Below are 18,102 nucleotides of genomic sequence, written 5' to 3'. Positions count from 1 at the left end.
AAACTTGCGTTCCACGCCGAAGCAGTACTAACAAACCCAACCCATCGTGCCGAATAGTCAACGTTCCACCCATGAGCAACCAGCATCAGACACTCGCCGATGTACTGGCCTCTGACCAAGACAAGCTCGGTAAGAAGTGCTCCTTAGAAAGGAGGTGATCCAGCCGCACCTTCCGGTACGGCTACCTTGTTACGACTTCGTCCCAATCGCCAGTCCCACCTTCGACGATTCCCTCCCACAAGGGGTTGGGCCACCGGCTTCGGGTGTTACCGACTTTCGTGACGTGACGGGCGGTGTGTACAAGGCCCGGGAACGTATTCACCGCAGCAATGCTGATCTGCGATTACTAGCAACTCCGACTTCATGGGGTCGAGTTGCAGACCCCAATCCGAACTGAGACCGGCTTTTTGAGATTCGCTCCACCTCGCGGTATCGCAGCTCATTGTACCGGCCATTGTAGCACGTGTGCAGCCCAAGACATAAGGGGCATGATGACTTGACGTCGTCCCCACCTTCCTCCGAGTTGACCCCGGCAGTCTCCTGTGAGTCCCCATCACCCCGAAAGGCATGCTGGCAACACAGAACAAGGGTTGCGCTCGTTGCGGGACTTAACCCAACATCTCACGACACGAGCTGACGACAGCCATGCACCACCTGTACACCGACCACAAGGGGGGCACTATCTCTAGCGCTTTCCGGCGTATGTCAAGCCTTGGTAAGGTTCTTCGCGTTGCGTCGAATTAAGCCACATGCTCCGCTGCTTGTGCGGGCCCCCGTCAATTCCTTTGAGTTTTAGCCTTGCGGCCGTACTCCCCAGGCGGGGAACTTAATGCGTTAGCTGCGGCACGGACGACGTGGAATGTCGCCCACACCTAGTTCCCAACGTTTACGGCGTGGACTACCAGGGTATCTAATCCTGTTCGCTCCCCACGCTTTCGCTCCTCAGCGTCAGTATCGGCCCAGAGATCCGCCTTCGCCACCGGTGTTCCTCCTGATATCTGCGCATTTCACCGCTACACCAGGAATTCCGATCTCCCCTACCGAACTCTAGCCTGCCCGTATCGAATGCAGACCCGGGGTTAAGCCCCGGGCTTTCACATCCGACGTGACAAGCCGCCTACGAGCTCTTTACGCCCAATAATTCCGGACAACGCTCGCGCCCTACGTATTACCGCGGCTGCTGGCACGTAGTTAGCCGGCGCTTCTTCTGCAGGTACCGTCACTCTCGCTTCTTCCCTGCTGAAAGAGGTTTACAACCCGAAGGCCGTCATCCCTCACGCGGCGTCGCTGCATCAGGCTTTCGCCCATTGTGCAATATTCCCCACTGCTGCCTCCCGTAGGAGTCTGGGCCGTGTCTCAGTCCCAGTGTGGCCGGTCGCCCTCTCAGGCCGGCTACCCGTCGTCGCCTTGGTGAGCCATTACCTCACCAACAAGCTGATAGGCCGCGGGCTCATCCTTCACCGCCGGAGCTTTCCACACACAGAAGATGCCTCCGTGTGTCATATCCGGTATTAGACCCCGTTTCCAGGGCTTGTCCCAGAGTGAAGGGCAGATTGCCCACGTGTTACTCACCCGTTCGCCACTAATCCCCTCCCGAAAGAGGTTCATCGTTCGACTTGCATGTGTTAAGCACGCCGCCAGCGTTCGTCCTGAGCCAGGATCAAACTCTCCGTGAATGTTTTCCGGCCTGCGTTTAATGAAAAACTGCCGGTGTGACACTCGCGTTGAGCGGAACCACGAGGAGGAATAATCCTCACGGTTCACAGCGTCCTCGCTGTGCGCCTCCCAAAAACTTGGAAGGACTTTCAAAGGAACCTCATCTCCATGATGGAGACGGGGTATCAACATATCTGGCGTTGACTTTTGGCACGCTGTTGAGTTCTCAAGGAACGGACGCTTCCTTTGTGCCTGTTTCACCAGGCTCTCCGGGCGCTTCCCTTCGGTCTTGCGTTTCCGACCCTATCAGATCCTTTCGGCCCTGATTTTCGCCGGTGCGATTTGGCCTTTCGGCTTCTTCGCGGTTCCAACCTTACCAGATCCGTTTCCGTCTCTGGCCCCCTGCTGGAGCGGGGTCCGGCCGCTTCGCTTTCGCTTTTCGACCTTTCCGATTTCATCAGATCCTTTTTCGCTTCCGGCCCGCTTCTCAATGAGGCGCTACCGGTTCGAATTCGGTTCCGATTTCCCGTCGGAGGGGGTTTGCCTTTCGGCGTGGTCACTACTTTAGCGGAATCCCTCGGAGACTCATAATCGAGTCCCGGTCCAAATTCCGGCATGCCGAAATTGTTCCCGGTGAGGGACCGTGCAGCAGTGGTGTGCCGCTGTAGCGGCGGGATGGCTGCCGTGGGGCCTGTCGGCTCCGTGGCAACTCGAAGAACTTACACGATCATATGGGTGCGGCACGACTTGGGGGGCACATCCACAGCGGATCGAGCTATCCCGAGCCGCTGGGTCGCCTGACCACTGGGTCTCCGGGTCGTCGAGCCATCGAGTCACCGGCTCACCGGGTCGCCCACGAGATAGACGTTCCGACGAGCTACCCCGGGCCAAGCACCCTCTCAGTGGTGCAGCTGCCGGCGAGGGGAGTCGGGCCCCCGATGGACACACACCGTCTGCCAGGGTCACCACCCGAGAGGCCACAAGGGCCTTTCCCTATGAGTCAGGCCTAAGAGGCAGAGGGGTCCCCAGTGGGTGCGCTCGGCGACAGGCAGGTCTCGGGCGTGTGCTGGCGGTGTGTGCGTGGGGTGTGTGGTTGGTGGGCCGGGTTAGGCGGCGATGGGTGCGGTGATGTGGTCGTGGTAGGTGTGCAGGGTGCGTGCGTTGTTCCAGCCGAGTGCGCCTGTGACCTGACCGCCTGTGTGGTAGAGCGCGACGAATTTGCGTGTTTGTGGGTCGCCGTCGGCGTAGGTGATGCGTGCGTTGGTGGGGCACCAGCCGTGGAACTGGATCTTGGTGTTGAACTGGTCGGTCCATCCGAAGGGGACCGGCGCGTACGGGGTGGCTCGGGTGGGTCCGGCGAGGAGGTTTCGGGCGGCGGTGATGGCTTGTTGGGTGGCGTTGAGGCGCTGTTCGAGCCGGGTGCGTGCGCCGGTGAGGGGGTGTGGCCAGTTGGCGACGTCGCCTGCCGCGTAGATTCCGGGGGCGACCTGGCAGGTGCTGTCGCAGAGCACCCCGTCTCCTAGGGGGAGTCCGGAGTTGGTTAGCCAGTCGATGGCCGGTGTTGAGCCGATGGCGACCACGACCAGGTCGGCGGGGAGCGAGGTGCCGTCGTCGAGTTCCACCGCGGAGACCCGGCCTGCTGTGCCGCGTAGGCCGGTGACGCTGCGGCTCATGCGCAGGTGGACTCCGTGTTCCTGATGCGTATCCGCTACCAGGCTGCCTATCTGGGTGCCGAGTTGGCTGGCTAGCGGGGTGGGTTCGATGCCGATGAGGGTGACGTCCAGGCCGAGGCTGCGGGTGGTGGCGGTGATTTCGGTGCCGAGGAATCCGGCGCCGATCACGACGACGCGCGGCCCGGACAGCAACTGTGCGCGTAGTGACAGTGCTTCGTCGAGGGTGCGTAGCACGTGTACTCCGGCCAGGTCGTTGCCGAAGGGTAGGTGGCGGGGGCGCAGTCCGGTGGCGATGATCAGGCCGTCGTAGTCCAGCTGGTCTCCGTCGTCCAGTGTGATGGTGCGGGCCGCTGGGTCCAGGTGGGTTGCGCGGCGGCCCAGTTTCAGGTTCATCCGGAGCCGTTGGAGGTCGGGGTCCTGCCGCAGGGTGGTTTTGTGTGGTTCTAGTGTGCCGGCGAGGAGGTGTTTCGACAGTGGTGGGCGGTCGTACGGTGGGTGTAGTTCCTCGCCGACCATGGTCAGGGTGCCGGTGAAGCCTTCGAGTCGCAGGGTGTCGGCCGCGGTGAGGCTCGCGGCCGATGCGCCCACCAGGACGATGTGGTCCATGGCGGGCACTACTTCACCACCTCGATGGCCAGTGCGGGGCAGCGGGCGGCGGCGTCCTCGACCTGGGCGCTGAGGTCGTCCGGCGGCAGGGGGTTGAGCAGTACGACGATGCCGTCCTCGTCGCGTTGGTCGAAGACGTCGGCGGCAGCCAGCACGCACTGTCCTGCGCCAACGCACTTGTTCTCGTCAATGATGATCTTCATCGGGACGCTCCGCTCCGTATCAGTGGGGACTGCGTTCTGGTGGCAGCCGTGGCCTGCGGTCAGGCCACGGCTGCTGCTGACCGTTTCGTGGCTGCTGCCGGCTACCAGGTCACGGGGAGCGCGTGGACGCCGTAAACGAGCATGTCGTGACGCATCGGTACGTCCTCCAGCGGCACCGCGAGCCGCAGCGTGGGGAACCGGTCGAACAGCGCGCCCAGCGCCGCCTTCATCTCCACCCGGGCCAGCTGCTGCCCGAGGCACTGGTGGATGCCGTGGCCGAAGGCGAGGTGCGGGCTGTGCTTCCTCATCAGGTCCAGCCGGTCGGGGTCGTCGGAGAACTGCGCCGCGTCCCGGTTCCCCGAGGTCAGCGAGGCAACCACCGGGCTGCCGGCCTTGATCAGATGGCCGTGGAGTTCCACGTCCTCAAGAGCGATGCGGCGCGCGCCGTACTGAACGATGGTGAGATAACGCAGCAGTTCCTCGACGGCGCCGTCCATCAGCGTGGGGTCGGCGCGGAGCGCCGCCAACTGCTCGGGGTTGCGCAGCAGGCACAGGGCGCTCAGCGCGATCATGTTCGCGGTCGTCTCGTGCCCGGCGATCAGCAGCAGCGATCCCACGCCGGCCAGTTCCTCGTCGGTGAGCTCGCCGGCCTGCACCAGCTCACTGAGGATGTCGTCGGTGAGCTCGCCGGCCTGCACCAGCTCACTGAGGATGTCGTCGGTGGGCTCGGCGCGCTTGGCGAGCACCAGCCGGCGGAGGTGCGACCGCATCGCCTCCCGGGCCTCGTGGTTCGCTTCCAGACCCGCGGTGAGGCTGATCATCCTGGCCGAGTTCCGCTGGAACTCCTCGCGGTCGGCGTAGGGCACTCCGAGCAACTCGCAGATCACCAGTGAGGGAACCGGCAGCGCGAATTCCCGCACGAGGTCGATCGGGGACTCGGCCCGGGCCATCGCGTCCAGCCGCTCGGCGACGAACTGCTCTACCAATGGGGCCAGTTGCTGCATCCGGCGCACGGTGAACTTCCCGGTGAGCAGCCGCCGGAACCGGGTGTGCTCCGGCGGGTCCATGAAGATGAACATTCCCGGGGGCGGCGTATGGGGGGCGTCGGCCGGGGTGCCGTCCCCCAGCCGGGGGCCTCCGGCGCTGAACCGCGAGTCTGAGAGGACCGCCCGGACATCCTCGTACCGGGTGATCAGTCAGCCCGGCCGACCGTCGATAAGGGTCACTTGGGAGATCGGGGCCTGCTCGCGCAGTGTGCGGTACTCCTCCGGCGGGTCGAAGGGACAGGTCCGCATCGTGGGCTGGGGCTTGATGGTGGGCTGTGCTGCGGTCATGAGGGTGTCCTTTCCAAGGGGTGGGCTGTCTCGGCGCTCGGGTGGCTGTCGAGGCAGCGGTGCGTACCGACGACGCGTCGGTAGATGCGCCAGCCCAGCAGCGTGCTGAGCGCGAGAACGGCGGGGCCGAGGGTTTCGACCGCGCCGAGGGCGACGGCCTGGCCGGAGAGGAACAGCGGGAGCTGGATGGCGAGCAGCACGTAACTTCCGGCCATGATGGCCAAGTTGCCCCTGATGAAACCCCGCCGGCGTACCGGGCAGCGGCGCCAGCCGGTCCGCTCACCGGTGAGCAGGCCCACCGCCAGGCCCATCGGCGGCCATCCCAGGAGCAACATCACCGGGGTCGCCACGGCCATCACGGAGTGCATCACCAGGCTCGGGATGAAGAACGAGGTGGCCTGTCCGGTGAGTGCGGCCAGCGCACCGCCCACGCCGACGATGCCGATGACACCGAGCGTGCGCCGCACGGGTTCTCTGCGAACCAGCCGCACGACGCAACCACCGGCCCCGACCGTCAGAGCGACCGGCAACGCGACGGCGACCCGATGGGTCAACGACAGGCTCAGGGTGAATCCGAGGACCGGCGCAACGTCGATCACCCCGCTGCGCAGCCGACCGCGGATCGCGGCCCGGGCGGCGTCGTCACTGCCGGTTTCGGGGTGTGCTGCGCGGTCCACGGCTGCTCCTGGCGTCTCGGCGACGGTGGTCGTCGGGGTGTCCTGGCTCAAGAGAACCCACCCCGGCTGACCCGCCCCGGACGCCCACCTGACCATTGCCTGACAGTCGGCGATCCCCTGTGCGGTCACGGTGTCGTGGACACCGGGCGCCGGGGCGGCAGCCGGTCCGCGGCGCAGGGAACCCGTGGGCGCGACGGTGCGTTGTCGACGCAGACGCGGCACCCCCCAAGGGGTCGCCGCCGACGTGCCTCCCCCGATTGGTGACTGTCATGCACTCCGCCTCACCGGCCGATGGCCTGTCGTTGCCCCGGGGGACCGGGCAGCGAGTGCTGGTCGTGGACGACGACCCGAGGATGTTGGAGCTGCTGGAGACGACCCTGAGCCTGGCGGGGTACCAGGTGACGACCGCGGACCGCGGTGCCGCGGCCCTGTGCGCCTACGAATCCGACACCCCGGATCTGGTGGTGCTGGACGTGATGCTGCCCGATATGGACGGGTTCGCGGTGTGCCGGCACCTCGTCAGGAACGGGGCGCGGCTGCCGGTGTTGTTCCTGACCGCGCGGGACACGGTGGAGGACCGGGTGGCCGGATTCGCCATGGGCGCCGACGACTACCTCACCAAGCCCTTCAGCGTCCCCGAGCTGCTGGCCAGGGTGCACGCCTTGCTGCGCCGAGCCGGCACGACCGCAGAACCCAACCCGGTACTCGGCTTCGCGGACCTGACCGTGGACGAACGCAGCCGACGGGTCCACCGCCGGGGCCGCCTGATCGCCCTGTCACCGACCGAGTACAAGCTCCTGCGGTACCTGCTGGTCAACGCCGAGTACGTGGTCTCGAAGGAACAGATCATGGACCACGTATGGCAGCACCACTTCAGCCACGGCGTCGTCGAGAAGCTGGTCTCCCGCCTCCGGGCGAAAATCGACGCCCAAGCGCCGCCCCTGCTCCAGACCGTACGCGGATTCGGCTACAGCCTCCGGCTCCCCGGAGACGGCTGACATGGCCCGCGCACACCGTGGCTCCCTGCGGGCCCGCCTCATGGCAGGAGTCATGCTGCTGGCCGCCCTGGGCATGGTGACGGTCAACGCGGCCTCATTGGTCGCCCTGCGCACCTACCTCGTCGATGCCGCCGACGCCAAGCTCACCAACGCCCGCGACACCATCCGGCTCCACATCGTGAACCCGCCCGACCGTACGATCAAGGCCGACCTCCTTTCCCGGACCCCCGGAGGGGTCTACGCCGCGCTGCTCGACGAGCACGGCCGAGTGGTCGCACAGACACCGGCAAAGGACCTCAACGGCAAACCTGCGCCCCGGCCCGAACTCCCGGCACCGGTCCCGGACGGATTCGCCGAGCACCCCATCACCCTGCCGACCCAGGACACGCCCCTCCCTCCGTACCGCGCCCTCGCCTTCCCTGCCGGCCGGCACGCCACGGTCCAGCCAGCGCCCGGCGTCGCCCCCAAGCCGTTCAGCACCGTGGTGATCGCCGAGAGCCTCGGACCCACCGATGACGTGGTGTACGGGCTGATCGTCGCCGACGCCGTGGCCACCCTGGCCGCGCTCGGCGGCATCTCCCTCCTCAGCCGCGGTGTGCTGCGCGTAAGTCTGCGGCCGTTGCGCGACATGGCCACGACCGCGACCGCGATCGCCGAGGGCAACGTGGACCAGCGCATCGAAGTCGCCGACCGCCCCTCCGAGATCGGCGAGGTCGCCACCGCCCTCAACCGCGCGTTCGACGAGCGGCAGCACTCCGAGGAGCGGCTGCGCCAGTTCGTGGCCGACGCCTCGCACGAACTACGCACACCGCTGACCACGATCAGAGGCTGGGCCCAACTGCACCTGCACGGCCTGGCCCGGGACCCCGAACTGGTCGAGCGGGCGATGCTGCGCATCGAGGACGAGGCAGCCCGCATGCACTCCATGGTCGAGGAACTGCTGCTGCTCGCCCGGCTCGACCAGGGCCGCCCACTCGCCACCGCACCGGTCGACCTCGGCAGACTCGCCCAGGACGCCGTCGCCGACGCCCACGCCCTCGACCCCAGCAGGCCGATCACCGTCGAGGAACAGGGCGAGGCATGCGCGCACGGCGACGAGGACCGACTGCTCCAAGTGCTACGGAACCTCCTGGACAACGCACTGCGGTACACCCCACCCGGCACCCCGATATCCGTAACGGTGCGCGCACCGGACGGCGACAACGTCCAGCTGAACGTCACCGACCAGGGGCCCGGCATGGCCCCCGACACCGCCCGCCGGATCTTCGAGCGCTTCTACCGCGGCGACGCCTCCCGCACCCCCGGCACCGGCGGCACGGGACTCGGCCTGAGCATCGTCAAATCGATCACCGAAGCCCACGGCGGTACCGTGTCGGTACGCACCGCGCCAGACGAGGGCAGCACCTTCACCGTCACCCTGCCCGCCTGCACACCTCACGCCTCCCCGCCCATCCGCGAGGGGAAGCCCGTCACCGGCTCAACCGAATCCTGACCGGGCATGCGGTGTCCCCGTGCCTACGCGTCCGCGAATCCGAGGCGCCGGCAGGCGAGCCGTACCGCACGTTCCGCTGGCGGTACACCTGAGCTCATTCCCGCGTCGAGCTATCGCCCGCAACGCCCACACCACGCATCATGCGCACCCGTAAAGCCGCAGTTCAGGCGCCCTTGGTCGCCTTCTCCAGCACGACCACGCACTCCACCTGATGGGTCATCGGAATGATGTGAATCAAAAACATGTGGAAGAAAACCGCAGGTCAGGGATGGCTCGGCACCCGGAGTCGATGTGCACTGCGTGCTCCATGGGCACTACGTGCGATCTCTTGACGCACGCCCCAGCCCCAGAGAGTCGCCTTATGGCATTATAAATGCCATACTCGTGTCATGGCTGACGACGACACCGACTTCTTCCCCGGCGACGGACCGAGCAGTGGGATCTCCGTCTCACTCACCGCCGGCACCCTGCAGGCTATTCGGGAGCGGGTCGGCAAGCGCGGCGTATCCGCCTATCTGGAGAAGGCCGCGCAGCGGCAGATCGAGCGGGACAACTTGGACGAGTTGATCGCCGACTTCGACAAGGTCAACGGCCCCGCCGATCCGGATGTCGTGGCTGCCAAGCGGGCCAAGCTCACCGGGACTGCCTCCTCTTCCGGTGCCGGGGCGGCCGCGTGAGCGGCGCCCTCGTCCTCGACAGCGAGGGCCTGGCCAAGGCCGTTCAGCGCGACCGCGAGGTCCACGAGTGGCTCACCGCCGCCCGAGACGCCGACCTACCGGTCATCACCTCGGCCGCTGTACTCGTCGAGGTGATTCACCCCAGGATCAATGACGCCGCATTGAGATGGACCCTGTCCCGGCTGCGAGTCGAACCAGTCACCCAGGCCATCGCCCAGTCGGCCGCCACCCTGCTACGTACGGCAGGACTGCACGGCCACAAGTACGCCATCGACGCCATGCTCTGTGCCACAGCCCTCACCCAGCATGGCCGGGTCACCATCCTGACCTCGGACGTCGAGGACATCTCCATGCTCACCACCGGCCACGCCCGGATTGCCACCGCGAAGATCTGACACCGACTGGGCACGTTGGAGTCCCGCATCCGAATCTGGAGCCGTGGACCGCCCTGCCCATTGCGTAGCACCTCGCCGACTGCTCGCTCGGCTCTCTCCATCAGCGCCTCACGCCCGAACGACTGGTCCATTGAGCGACGAGCGGTCACCGAACTGATCGAAACAAGCGCGGAGCTGGGCAAGGTCGTCACGGCCCTGACCCGCAATCCGCCTCTTCACACTTCTGTCCCGGCAGCCGAACGTGCCGTCAGCGACCGAGGTAGAGGAATCGAAAGTAGCGCGCGAACGACAATCCGCGTTGCCGGAGCTGGGCCGCCTGGACTGAGGCGCTCAGCGTCGCGTGGAGCGCGCTGTTCTGTTGGAGTGCGACCGCTCGTCGGCTGAACTTCTGTCGCTGCTGTCGAGCCTGATCGCCCACAATGGTGTTCTCTCGCGTGAGACGCTTCTGGTCGTCCTCCAACTGCTTCCGTGCCTTCGCACGCAACGCATCGGTCTCGGACTCCACAGCATTACGCTGGGCGGCGAGCTGGACCCTACGGCTGGCGACGCCCTGCTCGATCGACTGTCGCTCTGACGCACCGAGGGCGGTCGGCTGCCGGGCTTCAGCGGCAGCGACCAGGTCTCGGCGCCACGCATCGAGGGCGATGGCTTTGGCCTCGCCGATGCCGTAGACGTCGATGGCACGGCCGCTGCTCAGCACGAGCACGGCGCCGGTGTTGTTGTACTGAACGTTCTGCACCGGCCGGTAGCCCGTGAAGTCGGCTGCCGTACGGATACCAGCCGCTGCCAGCCGCTCGGCGAGTTTCGGTCCGATGCCGTGCGGCGGGGATTGAGCGATCAACCGTCGACCGAGCTGATCCCGCACGTACGCAGACTGCTTGTCAGTGAGTGCCTTAGCCAGGACTCTACGGAGTTCTTCCGATAGTCCGTCGATCTTCTTGTCTATGTCACGCTGCTTGCGAACCTTCCGCTTCTCGGCCTCCTTGAGCGCGGCGTGGTACTGGGTTGTGAGCTTGTCTTGAGCTCGCGGGTAGGCAGCGGTCCGCTTCACCTCCGCCGCGTCGAACTTCGCGCGGTCCTTGCGCAGCTTCTCGGCAGCCTTGACCGGGTCATCGAGCTGGGCCAGTTCATTCGTCAGCTCTGTGAGGGCGGCCCGTGACTGTGCCCGCTCCGCACGACGACTTCTGGCGAACGCGGTGAGCGCAATAGCAGCGAGAACAGGCACGCCCGGCACGATCAGTGGCGCCGAGAACCCCGCGATGCCCATCAAGACGGTCACGACCAGCATGAGCGGCCAGAGCACAGCTGTGACGACATCCAGCGGCGTCCTCGTATGGAAGCCGTCCGGTGCAAGCGAAGGCACGTTCGGCGTCGGAGTGGCCTGCGGAGAGACGTGGCCGGCCATCCACCCTGGCAGTCCACCTGCACCAGGGGCGGCCGCTGTACCACCGCCAGATACCCCTGATGTTGTCGTCGCAGCGGCCCGTTGTCTGGGCACGGCCGCGGCGAGGGGAGGTAGAACGTCCAACGGCTGGAAAGCCAGGGCCCGCACCTGCTCGGCGAGACCACTCACCGTCCGGTCAGTGTGGGTCAGCAGCGTCTGCAGTCTCGTGGAGCCACTCGGATGCTTGAAATCGTCCTCGGTGAGCAGCAGGAACTCACCACTGGGCTCGTGCAGCTGACTCCAGAGGGCAGGGTCGGAGGCAATTGCCTTGAGGGACAAGAAGATGACCCAAGCGGAGAACCGGTCCAGCGCCGTCCCGAAGTCATCGTTCCCCCGCATGGGCGACTGGTAGTTGCGGTGTCCGCGCTCAGTGCCGCCCATGCCGGCCAACGCCGGTACGTACATTCCGTCGTAGTCGACCAGACGTAGCGTGTCATCGCTCGCGACGAGCAGGTTGCCGTGCTGAAGGTCACCGTGGGCTATCTCGTGGGTGGCCAGATCATGGGTCAGTGCCTCGAACCGGTCAGCCAAGCGGTCGACTGCGAATCGGTGGGCGTGGTTGTCGTCCAGCCAGGAGGACAGGGTGACGGCCTCGACCCAGTCCATCTTCAGGACCGGATAACGGTCCAGCCCGACACTTATGGCGTCGGACAGGTACTCGAATCCAAGGTTCCATGGTTGCGAGAGTTCCGCTGGGTCCAGCTGCGCGAGTCGGGAGCTGATGGCCTCGTAACGCCGTTCCTGGTCCGGGACATGACGGGTGAAGCATTTGATCGCGTACCGCTGGCTTGAGGAGGCCGAGGTCAGCGAGAAGACGCTCGCGAAGGCGCCGGATATGGCGCGAGGCAGACCGAGCTTGGTCAGTTCGGGCCGTGCGCCTTTGAGTTCGGGATGTCGGAAGCACAGCTGCGTGTGCTGCAGCGCCTCCGCGTAATCGGCGCCACTGGGAAACGATCGCTGCGAACCGGTGGCCGAGCCCACTTCTACCGCCCCTCAAAATCGATCCGAACGAGCGCCACATCGTCATTGCGCAGTTGCCGGCTGTCCCGCAGACCGTTCAGCCAGTTCTTGAATCCGGCCAGATCATCGGGACCGGCGAACTCCAGCAACTGGCTTACGGCTTCGCCCTGGTCCGGGACCGACAGAAACCATGCGGCCAGGGCGTCGGTCATCAGAAGCAACCGGTCGCCGGGTTGGCACCAGCCTTCGGTGAACCGCGCGCGGCGGGCCAGCAGGGCCACGTCGTGGTTGCGGCTGCCGAAGAGGTCGGGGGTTGTACCGAACTCCTCGACGGCTGCCACCGGGAAAGACTGGACCAGCCGGTCGTCGTGCAGGTGGAACAGACAACTGTCCCCAAGGGCCGCAGCGCTCCATCTCCAAGCCGGTTCACTTGTGCCGGGGCGAAAGTCGGAGTTCGGGTCGACGCGCACCGTCAGCAGAGTCGCGTAGGCGCCCTCTGTGAGCTTGGTGTGCTCGTACCACTTCAACGGACGCCCTTCCGCATGGCGCGTCTGTGTGTACTGCACGAGCCAGGGCTCCCATTGGGCCACCACCGACGACGCGAACTCTTCGAAGGCAGTGCCGCCTACCAGCAAGTCCGGCCGCCTCATGGCATGTTCGGCCGCCGCCTGTGACAGCAGACGGGCCCAGTCCTTGGCCAGCGCGCTCTCCGTTGCCCCGTCGCAGACGCCCGCGGTGAGTGGCTCCCGAAGCATGTAATCGTGTGGGCGGCCGGGAAGCACGGCGACGGCGTCTTCGCATTCCGCCTCCGTGCTTCCGTGCTTAGGGGCCACTAGGTGCGTGACGTACACGCACGAGGTGGAAATCGTCACCGCAACTCGGTGGCTCGGGTACCGATGTCGAGGAACTGCACGACCGTGGTGATGTCCGCGTTGTAGACGAAGCCGCGGGTGGTCTCGCTGACCCGCTGCCCCTGCGAGGCGGCGTACGAACGCATGTGACTGGGCAGCGGGCTCGACATGGCGAACAGAGTCTGGGCGTAGCTGTCCGGAAGGCCGTCGGCCGTGTCGGGGAATGCGGTGGGGGTTCCGCCTGCGGCAGACACGTGCAGGTTGAACAGCAGCGCCGCTCCGTCGGCCGTGGCGTGCGAGGTAATGGCCTCGGCGGCCGCGCTGGGGTCGCCGTCGGTCGACTCGCCGTCCGTCAGGTTGATGACGATGGGCGGGAAGCTGGCCGGGTAGCGCTCGGTCCACGCCGCGACAAGACTCTCAGCGTACTGAAGGGCGCGATTCATCGGCGTCCCACCGTGGGCGACCGGATCCATCCACAGCGGAAAGTTGACCACGGTCTCCACCAGACCGCCGGCACCGTCGGGTACTTTTTTGCTTCGCTCGTCGACGCGAGCCGGATTGTCTGCCACCTCACTGAGAGGGACGACGTCCCGGCCGGCGAGCGAACCCGCGAACGCCGAGCCGACGGTGGCTCCGTAACCGACGACCGCGACATGGAAGTAGTCGCGTACGCCTTCCTCCTTCGCGCACTTGACCGAGAGCTCGGTGAGGAGCCGATTGATCGCGTCGGCAACTACATCAGCCTTCTGCTTGGGGTCTTCACCGCCGATCGGATCGCTCATCGACGTTGACTGATCGACGAGGAAGATGATGCTCGTCGGGTTGCTGCGGCTGATCTCTGCCGTATACGGCACGTTGGGCTCCTGGCGGACTGTGAACGAAGTCGGTCGTGGGAGAAACTCATGGGACATGCTTACGTGCCGGTCACCAGCGCGCAGGCCAAGTCGCCGAGATCCCCCGGTCTTACGGTAGATCGAGGACCTCAGCGGTGGGGCGCACTTGACGCCCTCGACGAGGTCCTGTGTTTCGGCATCCTCACCCGCCACCGAGCCTGTCCGTCACTCGCTCCGCTCGATCGGCCCAGACATGCCACGCAGGCAGCCGGACACCGTTCGACAATAGGCCCGTGTGACTGAGGGCAAGCCTCAAGTGGCGTGCGTCCTCCGTATCAGAGGACGCTCCGTGGTCCAGCCGAACCTGAGCAGCGCGCGTGCCTCGGCGGATGTCGAAGTCGTAGGGGTAGCCGTCAGCCGTGACGTTCCGGTCGAGCAGCACTCCGGGAATCGCGTCCGTCAGGATGCGTTGAAGCCGGTCACCGTCAAGCTCGTCCTGCTGCCCGGAATGCACGCCCAAGGGAGACAGAGCGGCTTTGGCCTCGGCCGCGTCCAGCAGTGCGTGCGGCATTCCCGCCCGAACCGACCAGAAGTCGCGGTCGCCGAACACGATGAGATGCGAACGGGCGCGGGTGATGGCCACGTTCCACAGATTGACCTCGCGGCAGAGCCAGTTGACCGCGCTGGGGCGCATTGTCGCACCGGCTACGAGGGACAACAGGATCACGTCCTGCTGTCCGCCCTGAAACGTGTGCACTGTGCCGACCCGCACGCGGCCCTCGTGCTTCCAGCGCTCGGCGATCAGGTCCTTCTGGGCGCGGAAAGGGGTGACCACCCCTACCGTCGAACCTTCGGGCAACCGCATCAACAACCGCTCCACCGACAGATGAACGCGCTCTGCCTCCTCCTCGTTCATCCACGATCCGCTGCGGCCTCTGCGCGCCGTTCCCACCACATCGAGCCACTGCACCGCGGCGACTCCGTCGAGGCGTCGCAACGACCGCGGTTCGGTGAGCACGGTCAACCGATCGCCGTAGCAATGCCGGTTGGAAATGCCGACGATGTCCGGATGACAGCGGAAGTGCTCGTCCAGCAGCAGGGTTTCTCCGGCCGCATGGGCAGCCGCGTGGAACGCGGAGTAGCGGCGGTAGTCGAACCGGTGCTCGTCGAGCCAGCTCGACCGCAGCCCCACCCCACGGTGTGACTCCGCCTCCTGCCGGGGCGGGAGTGTGGTGATGTGTTGCAACTGCATGGGGTCACCGATCACGAGGGCTCGCCGTGCGCGGAAGAGCAGAGGCAGCACATCCGGCGTGGAGCATTGGCTCGCTTCATCGACGATGACCAAGTCGAAGAGGGCAGCGCGGTCCCGGAACCGTCGTGGGGACCTTGCGGTGACGGCCCAGCCGGGCACCTGCGGCAGTATCCGTTCCAAGGACGACCACTGCCCAGGGGATCGTGACTTCACCGCTTCGATACGGTCGTGGATGGCCGCACGCGCAGTCACTGCCTGCTCCGCCACCGATGCCTGTAGGAGTGCCGTAGACGTCTCTCGAACCTGTCGATCGGTCTCCCGGTGCGTCGTCAGGAGTTGGGCATCGTCGGGCGCCGCGTCGGCTTCGGCGCTCTTGCGTCGCCAGGCGGCTTCGGCCTCCGCGAAAGACAGCAGGTCGGCAAAGTCTTGGCGCCCTGCAACCTGTACGGCCAGCGGGGCAAGAGCGCGCAGGCATCGGCCCCGCAGCCACCCTCCGAAGATCCCGAGGCGGACCGCTGTGCGAGCCCGGCGCAGCCACCGGCCGAGCGAAACATCGTCGCCCAAGGCAGCGGCAAGCGTCCGAGCGTCGCCATGGTGTTGTTCTGCGTAGAAGAAGCGCAGCCGACCGAGCTCGGCCAGTTCCCGTTCGCGACCGGCGACCAGCGCGAGTTGACGACGTAACGCCGCTTGCTCCCGAAGGTGGTTCCGCAGTTCGCCCCGGTACATCTGGGAAGACTGGTGGGGCCGGACGCTGCGGGTGAGCTGCTCCAGCGTCCGCAACTCTTGCTCGACAGCTGTCTGATTGCCGGTCCGTACGAGGAGCCCCGAAGCCAGGGCTTCACAACGCTCCCAGACCTCGTCCACGGCCTTGTTGTTTGTCGAGGCTACGAGCACGGTCTGGCCGGCCGCTCTGGCCGTGGCGACCGCGTTGACGATGAGCTGGCTCTTCCCGGTTCCGGGCGGCCCGGTGGCGACTGTGAGCTTGCGGACCATGGCAGCCCGGATGACCGTTTCCTGCCCTTCGTTCAATTCCAGGGGAGCGACAACCTGCACTTCTCGCTCGGCGCTCTCGTCAGCTCCTGGTGCCGCCGACGCGGAAAATGCTCCGAGTGCGGTGCCTGCGAACTGCCCAACGCACTTTTGCAGCGTTCTGTAGTCCTTCATCAGCTGTGCGGTGGCCGCGGCATCCGACCGTGCGGCGAAGACGACCGCCACATTGCGGGCGCCCTCATGCGCGGCGTACAGCGAGCTGCCGTCACCGAGCGATCCGGGGTCGAGATGCTCCGTGTCGGGCAGTCCCAGTTCCTGCAACAGACTGCGCAGGTCGCGGATCATGTCCTCCCGGAATCCCGGCCGCCAGTTGGGCTGGTAGGCGGCTAGCAGTTCTTTGCCTTCGTCCTTGCCCAGACGGTCGAGGACGAGTTTGGGATGCAGGACGATCGGCCCTGTGGGTGTGACCACAGCGCGTCCCTGCGGACCGCGTTCGATCTCGATCTGGCGCATGGCGAGCGGCGCGCACACCTGCCGCTTGCCGTCGTAGAGGACAGCGACGGGGTATCCGTACCAGAGGTCCGCGCCGTCCTTGAGGGCACGCTCCGCGAGGTCCGCGACGCGTTCCGGTGCTTGGACCGTGGTTTCCGTGCCGGAGAGAAGTACTTCCTCCCCGGCCGGCCAGACCGCGCGTGGAGGGGCGCTTCCCACCAGTGGCAGCAGTTCTTCGGTGGCGCTCTCCGCCTCCAGACAGTGCTGGTAGTACGTCAGCAGCTGTGCCCATTCGACGTCCGTGAAGGCGGAGTCGTCGTGCAGTGCCTGGATGGCCTTGACCGGTGCCGGGGTCACCCCACCGGCTCCGTCGGTGACTGCGGTGTGCCCGGCAGGCAGCGGCTTGAGGGCGGGGATCTGACGGCCGGCGGCGGCACGGGCGAGATAGATGTCGCCCGTCACGTGAAGGCTGGACTGGGTCGGCGTCTGTCGGCGTCCGTCGGGCGCTTTCTGCAAGTCACGACTGATATGCCGAAACAGATCGTTCGCGGAGACCTGTCCGTCACCGTCCAGGTCCGCCTGACCTGAGTGCAGACCCTCGACTATCGCTCTGGTGAACTGCGAGGGCTGGTCCGCGTCAGTGGTGAATGCCTGTTCCCAGTGCTGTGACGCAGTGATGACATGCACTCCACCGGCCTCGACCACCGGTGCAGTGGTCGAGTGTGAGGCTCCCTTGCTACGGAAGCCCTGCACTGCGCTGCCGCTGAAACAGCAGTCGAGCAGCAGAACCTTCCGCCGAGCCGCGCATTTCTCCAACTGGGCGGTAACGAAAGAGGCTTCGAGGGCGGTCTGCTGTACTCGATCGGCCTCGGTGTCCGTGGTGACGTAGTACAGCTGACCGTCCTCGCGGTCGTACGCCCCGTGGCCGCTGAGATAGAGCACGACCAGTTCATCCGGCTCGCGCTCCCTCAGAAACCGTTCGACGGTCTGCTTGATGGCCCCCTTTGATGAGTCCTCAACCCGTACGCAAGGCTCGTACCCTCCGACCGCCGGCATGTCCAGCACCTGGCTCAGGTAGTGAACGTCTGCGCGCACGGAAGGCAGAGCGGGGAAGGCTGCGTCCTCATAGGCGGCCGTACCCACGAGTAAGGCGTGTTTGCGGCTCACCGCACGTCTCCCGACCCGTCGCCCGGGCCGTCCCGCAGTGCCTTCACCTCACGCCCGGATACTCCGCCCTGGAACTCCGTGACCGTTCCGTCGGAATGCACCAAGCGCACCTTGCGGCTTTTCCGGACCTCCACCCATGCTCTGATGGCTGTCCTCGCAAGCCCGAGAGTGCCCGTGGTGAGGATGAGCACGACCTCTGGGGTCAGCAGTGCGGGCCCTTTCGCGCCCTCCGTGGCCTGCGGCGCTTCAGGCGGGGCGAAACGCACTTCTGCGCCATCCAGCCGGTTCAGTACCTCACGGAGTTCCTTCGCTTCGAGCTCCGCATGCCGCGGGTCGGCACCGAAAACCTGGATGCGCGCGGACTCGATCTCGTCGGACATCATTCCCCCTCGTACCGTCAAC

General features: G+C 66.0%; 14 protein-coding genes and 1 rRNA gene. 4 read left to right on the top strand and 11 right to left on the bottom strand.

The window, feature by feature from the left end:
* Window positions 1-147: 147 nt before the first annotated feature.
* The 6 genes from ACO0M4_RS05310 to ACO0M4_RS05285 form a co-directional block, all read right to left on the bottom strand.
* A 16S ribosomal RNA gene (locus tag ACO0M4_RS05310) occupies window positions 148-1,676 on the bottom strand.
* Window positions 1,677-2,762: 1,086 nt separating this feature from the next.
* On the bottom strand, window positions 2,763-3,935 hold the full coding sequence (locus ACO0M4_RS05305) for an NAD(P)/FAD-dependent oxidoreductase (protein WP_430368436.1): 1,173 nt from the start codon (window positions 3,933-3,935) through the stop codon (window positions 2,763-2,765).
* 8 nt (window positions 3,936-3,943) lie between these two features.
* Window positions 3,944-4,138: a ferredoxin gene (locus ACO0M4_RS05300; protein ID WP_430368435.1), complete on the bottom strand. Its 195-nt coding sequence runs from the start codon at window positions 4,136-4,138 to the stop codon at window positions 3,944-3,946.
* Between the two features lie 101 nt (window positions 4,139-4,239).
* Window positions 4,240-5,331 (bottom strand): cytochrome P450, encoded by a 1,092-nt coding sequence (locus ACO0M4_RS05295; RefSeq protein WP_430371257.1) that lies wholly within the window; start codon window positions 5,329-5,331, stop codon window positions 4,240-4,242.
* A 3-nt stretch (window positions 5,332-5,334) separates the two neighbouring features.
* The gene (locus ACO0M4_RS05290) at window positions 5,335-5,472 is read right to left on the bottom strand and encodes a hypothetical protein (protein ID WP_430368434.1); all 138 of its coding nucleotides are present in this window, start codon (window positions 5,470-5,472) and stop codon (window positions 5,335-5,337) included.
* Window positions 5,469-6,200 carry a DUF3159 domain-containing protein gene (locus tag ACO0M4_RS05285; RefSeq protein ID WP_430368432.1) on the bottom strand — a complete coding sequence of 244 codons (732 nt, stop codon included), beginning with the start codon at window positions 6,198-6,200 and terminating at the stop codon, window positions 5,469-5,471. Before ACO0M4_RS05285 ends, ACO0M4_RS05290 begins: the two co-directional genes overlap by 4 nt.
* 218 nt (window positions 6,201-6,418) lie before the next feature.
* On the opposite strand from ACO0M4_RS05285, the gene ACO0M4_RS05280 reads away from it, so the two are divergent.
* The 4 genes from ACO0M4_RS05280 to ACO0M4_RS05265 all read left to right on the top strand — a co-directional run bounded on the left by ACO0M4_RS05280 (window position 6,419) and on the right by ACO0M4_RS05265 (window position 9,711).
* On the top strand, window positions 6,419-7,147 hold the full coding sequence (locus tag ACO0M4_RS05280; RefSeq protein ID WP_430368431.1) for a response regulator transcription factor: 729 nt from the start codon (window positions 6,419-6,421) through the stop codon (window positions 7,145-7,147).
* Window position 7,148: 1 nt separating this feature from the next.
* Complete coding sequence (locus ACO0M4_RS05275; RefSeq protein ID WP_430368430.1) at window positions 7,149-8,639, top strand: ATP-binding protein; 1,491 nt, start codon at window positions 7,149-7,151, stop codon at window positions 8,637-8,639.
* A gap of 389 nt (window positions 8,640-9,028) precedes the next feature.
* Window positions 9,029-9,316, top strand: a complete 288-nt coding sequence (locus ACO0M4_RS05270; RefSeq protein WP_430368429.1) for a hypothetical protein — start codon at window positions 9,029-9,031, stop codon at window positions 9,314-9,316.
* Window positions 9,313-9,711: a type II toxin-antitoxin system VapC family toxin gene (locus ACO0M4_RS05265; RefSeq protein ID WP_430368428.1), complete on the top strand. Its 399-nt coding sequence runs from the start codon at window positions 9,313-9,315 to the stop codon at window positions 9,709-9,711. Before ACO0M4_RS05270 ends, ACO0M4_RS05265 begins: the two co-directional genes overlap by 4 nt.
* Window positions 9,712-9,958: 247 nt before the next feature.
* Here ACO0M4_RS05265 and ACO0M4_RS05260 read toward each other — a convergent pair whose 3' ends face one another.
* The 5 genes from ACO0M4_RS05260 to ACO0M4_RS05240 form a co-directional block, all read right to left on the bottom strand.
* Window positions 9,959-12,136, bottom strand: a complete 2,178-nt coding sequence (locus ACO0M4_RS05260; RefSeq protein WP_430368427.1) for a hypothetical protein — start codon at window positions 12,134-12,136, stop codon at window positions 9,959-9,961.
* Between the two features lie 2 nt (window positions 12,137-12,138).
* Window positions 12,139-12,987, bottom strand: a complete 849-nt coding sequence (locus ACO0M4_RS05255) for a hypothetical protein (protein WP_430368426.1) — start codon at window positions 12,985-12,987, stop codon at window positions 12,139-12,141.
* Window positions 12,984-13,820 (bottom strand): vWA domain-containing protein, encoded by an 837-nt coding sequence (locus ACO0M4_RS05250; protein WP_430368425.1) that lies wholly within the window; start codon window positions 13,818-13,820, stop codon window positions 12,984-12,986. Before ACO0M4_RS05250 ends, ACO0M4_RS05255 begins: the two co-directional genes overlap by 4 nt.
* A 181-nt stretch (window positions 13,821-14,001) precedes the next feature.
* The gene (locus ACO0M4_RS05245; RefSeq protein WP_430368423.1) at window positions 14,002-17,700 is read right to left on the bottom strand and encodes a caspase, EACC1-associated type; all 3,699 of its coding nucleotides are present in this window, start codon (window positions 17,698-17,700) and stop codon (window positions 14,002-14,004) included.
* The gene (locus ACO0M4_RS05240) at window positions 17,697-18,080 is read right to left on the bottom strand and encodes a hypothetical protein (RefSeq protein ID WP_430368422.1); all 384 of its coding nucleotides are present in this window, start codon (window positions 18,078-18,080) and stop codon (window positions 17,697-17,699) included. The genes ACO0M4_RS05245 and ACO0M4_RS05240 overlap by 4 nt, the downstream gene beginning before the upstream one ends.
* Window positions 18,081-18,102 lie beyond the last annotated feature (22 nt).

This window comes from Streptomyces sp. RGM 3693, from assembly GCF_050471125.1.
Taxonomy (GTDB): Bacteria; Actinomycetota; Actinomycetes; order Streptomycetales; family Streptomycetaceae; genus Streptomyces.
The sequence above is the reverse complement of the archived record's forward strand: the minus strand, read 5'-3'. Positions and strand labels throughout refer to the sequence as shown.

Coding starts and splice junctions, on each gene's coding strand:
- ACO0M4_RS05305 (WP_430368436.1), bottom strand. CDS start 3,935: ATGGACCACATCGTCCTGGTGGGCGCATCGGCCGCGAGCCTCACCGCG.
- ACO0M4_RS05240 (WP_430368422.1), bottom strand. CDS start 18,080: ATGTCCGACGAGATCGAGTCCGCGCGCATCCAGGTTTTCGGTGCCGAC.
- ACO0M4_RS05275 (WP_430368430.1), top strand. CDS start 7,149: ATGGCCCGCGCACACCGTGGCTCCCTGCGGGCCCGCCTCATGGCAGGA.
- ACO0M4_RS05270 (WP_430368429.1), top strand. CDS start 9,029: ATGGCTGACGACGACACCGACTTCTTCCCCGGCGACGGACCGAGCAGT.
- ACO0M4_RS05300 (WP_430368435.1), bottom strand. CDS start 4,138: ATGAAGATCATCATTGACGAGAACAAGTGCGTTGGCGCAGGACAGTGC.
- ACO0M4_RS05280 (WP_430368431.1), top strand. CDS start 6,419: ATGCACTCCGCCTCACCGGCCGATGGCCTGTCGTTGCCCCGGGGGACC.
- ACO0M4_RS05290 (WP_430368434.1), bottom strand. CDS start 5,472: ATGACCGCAGCACAGCCCACCATCAAGCCCCAGCCCACGATGCGGACC.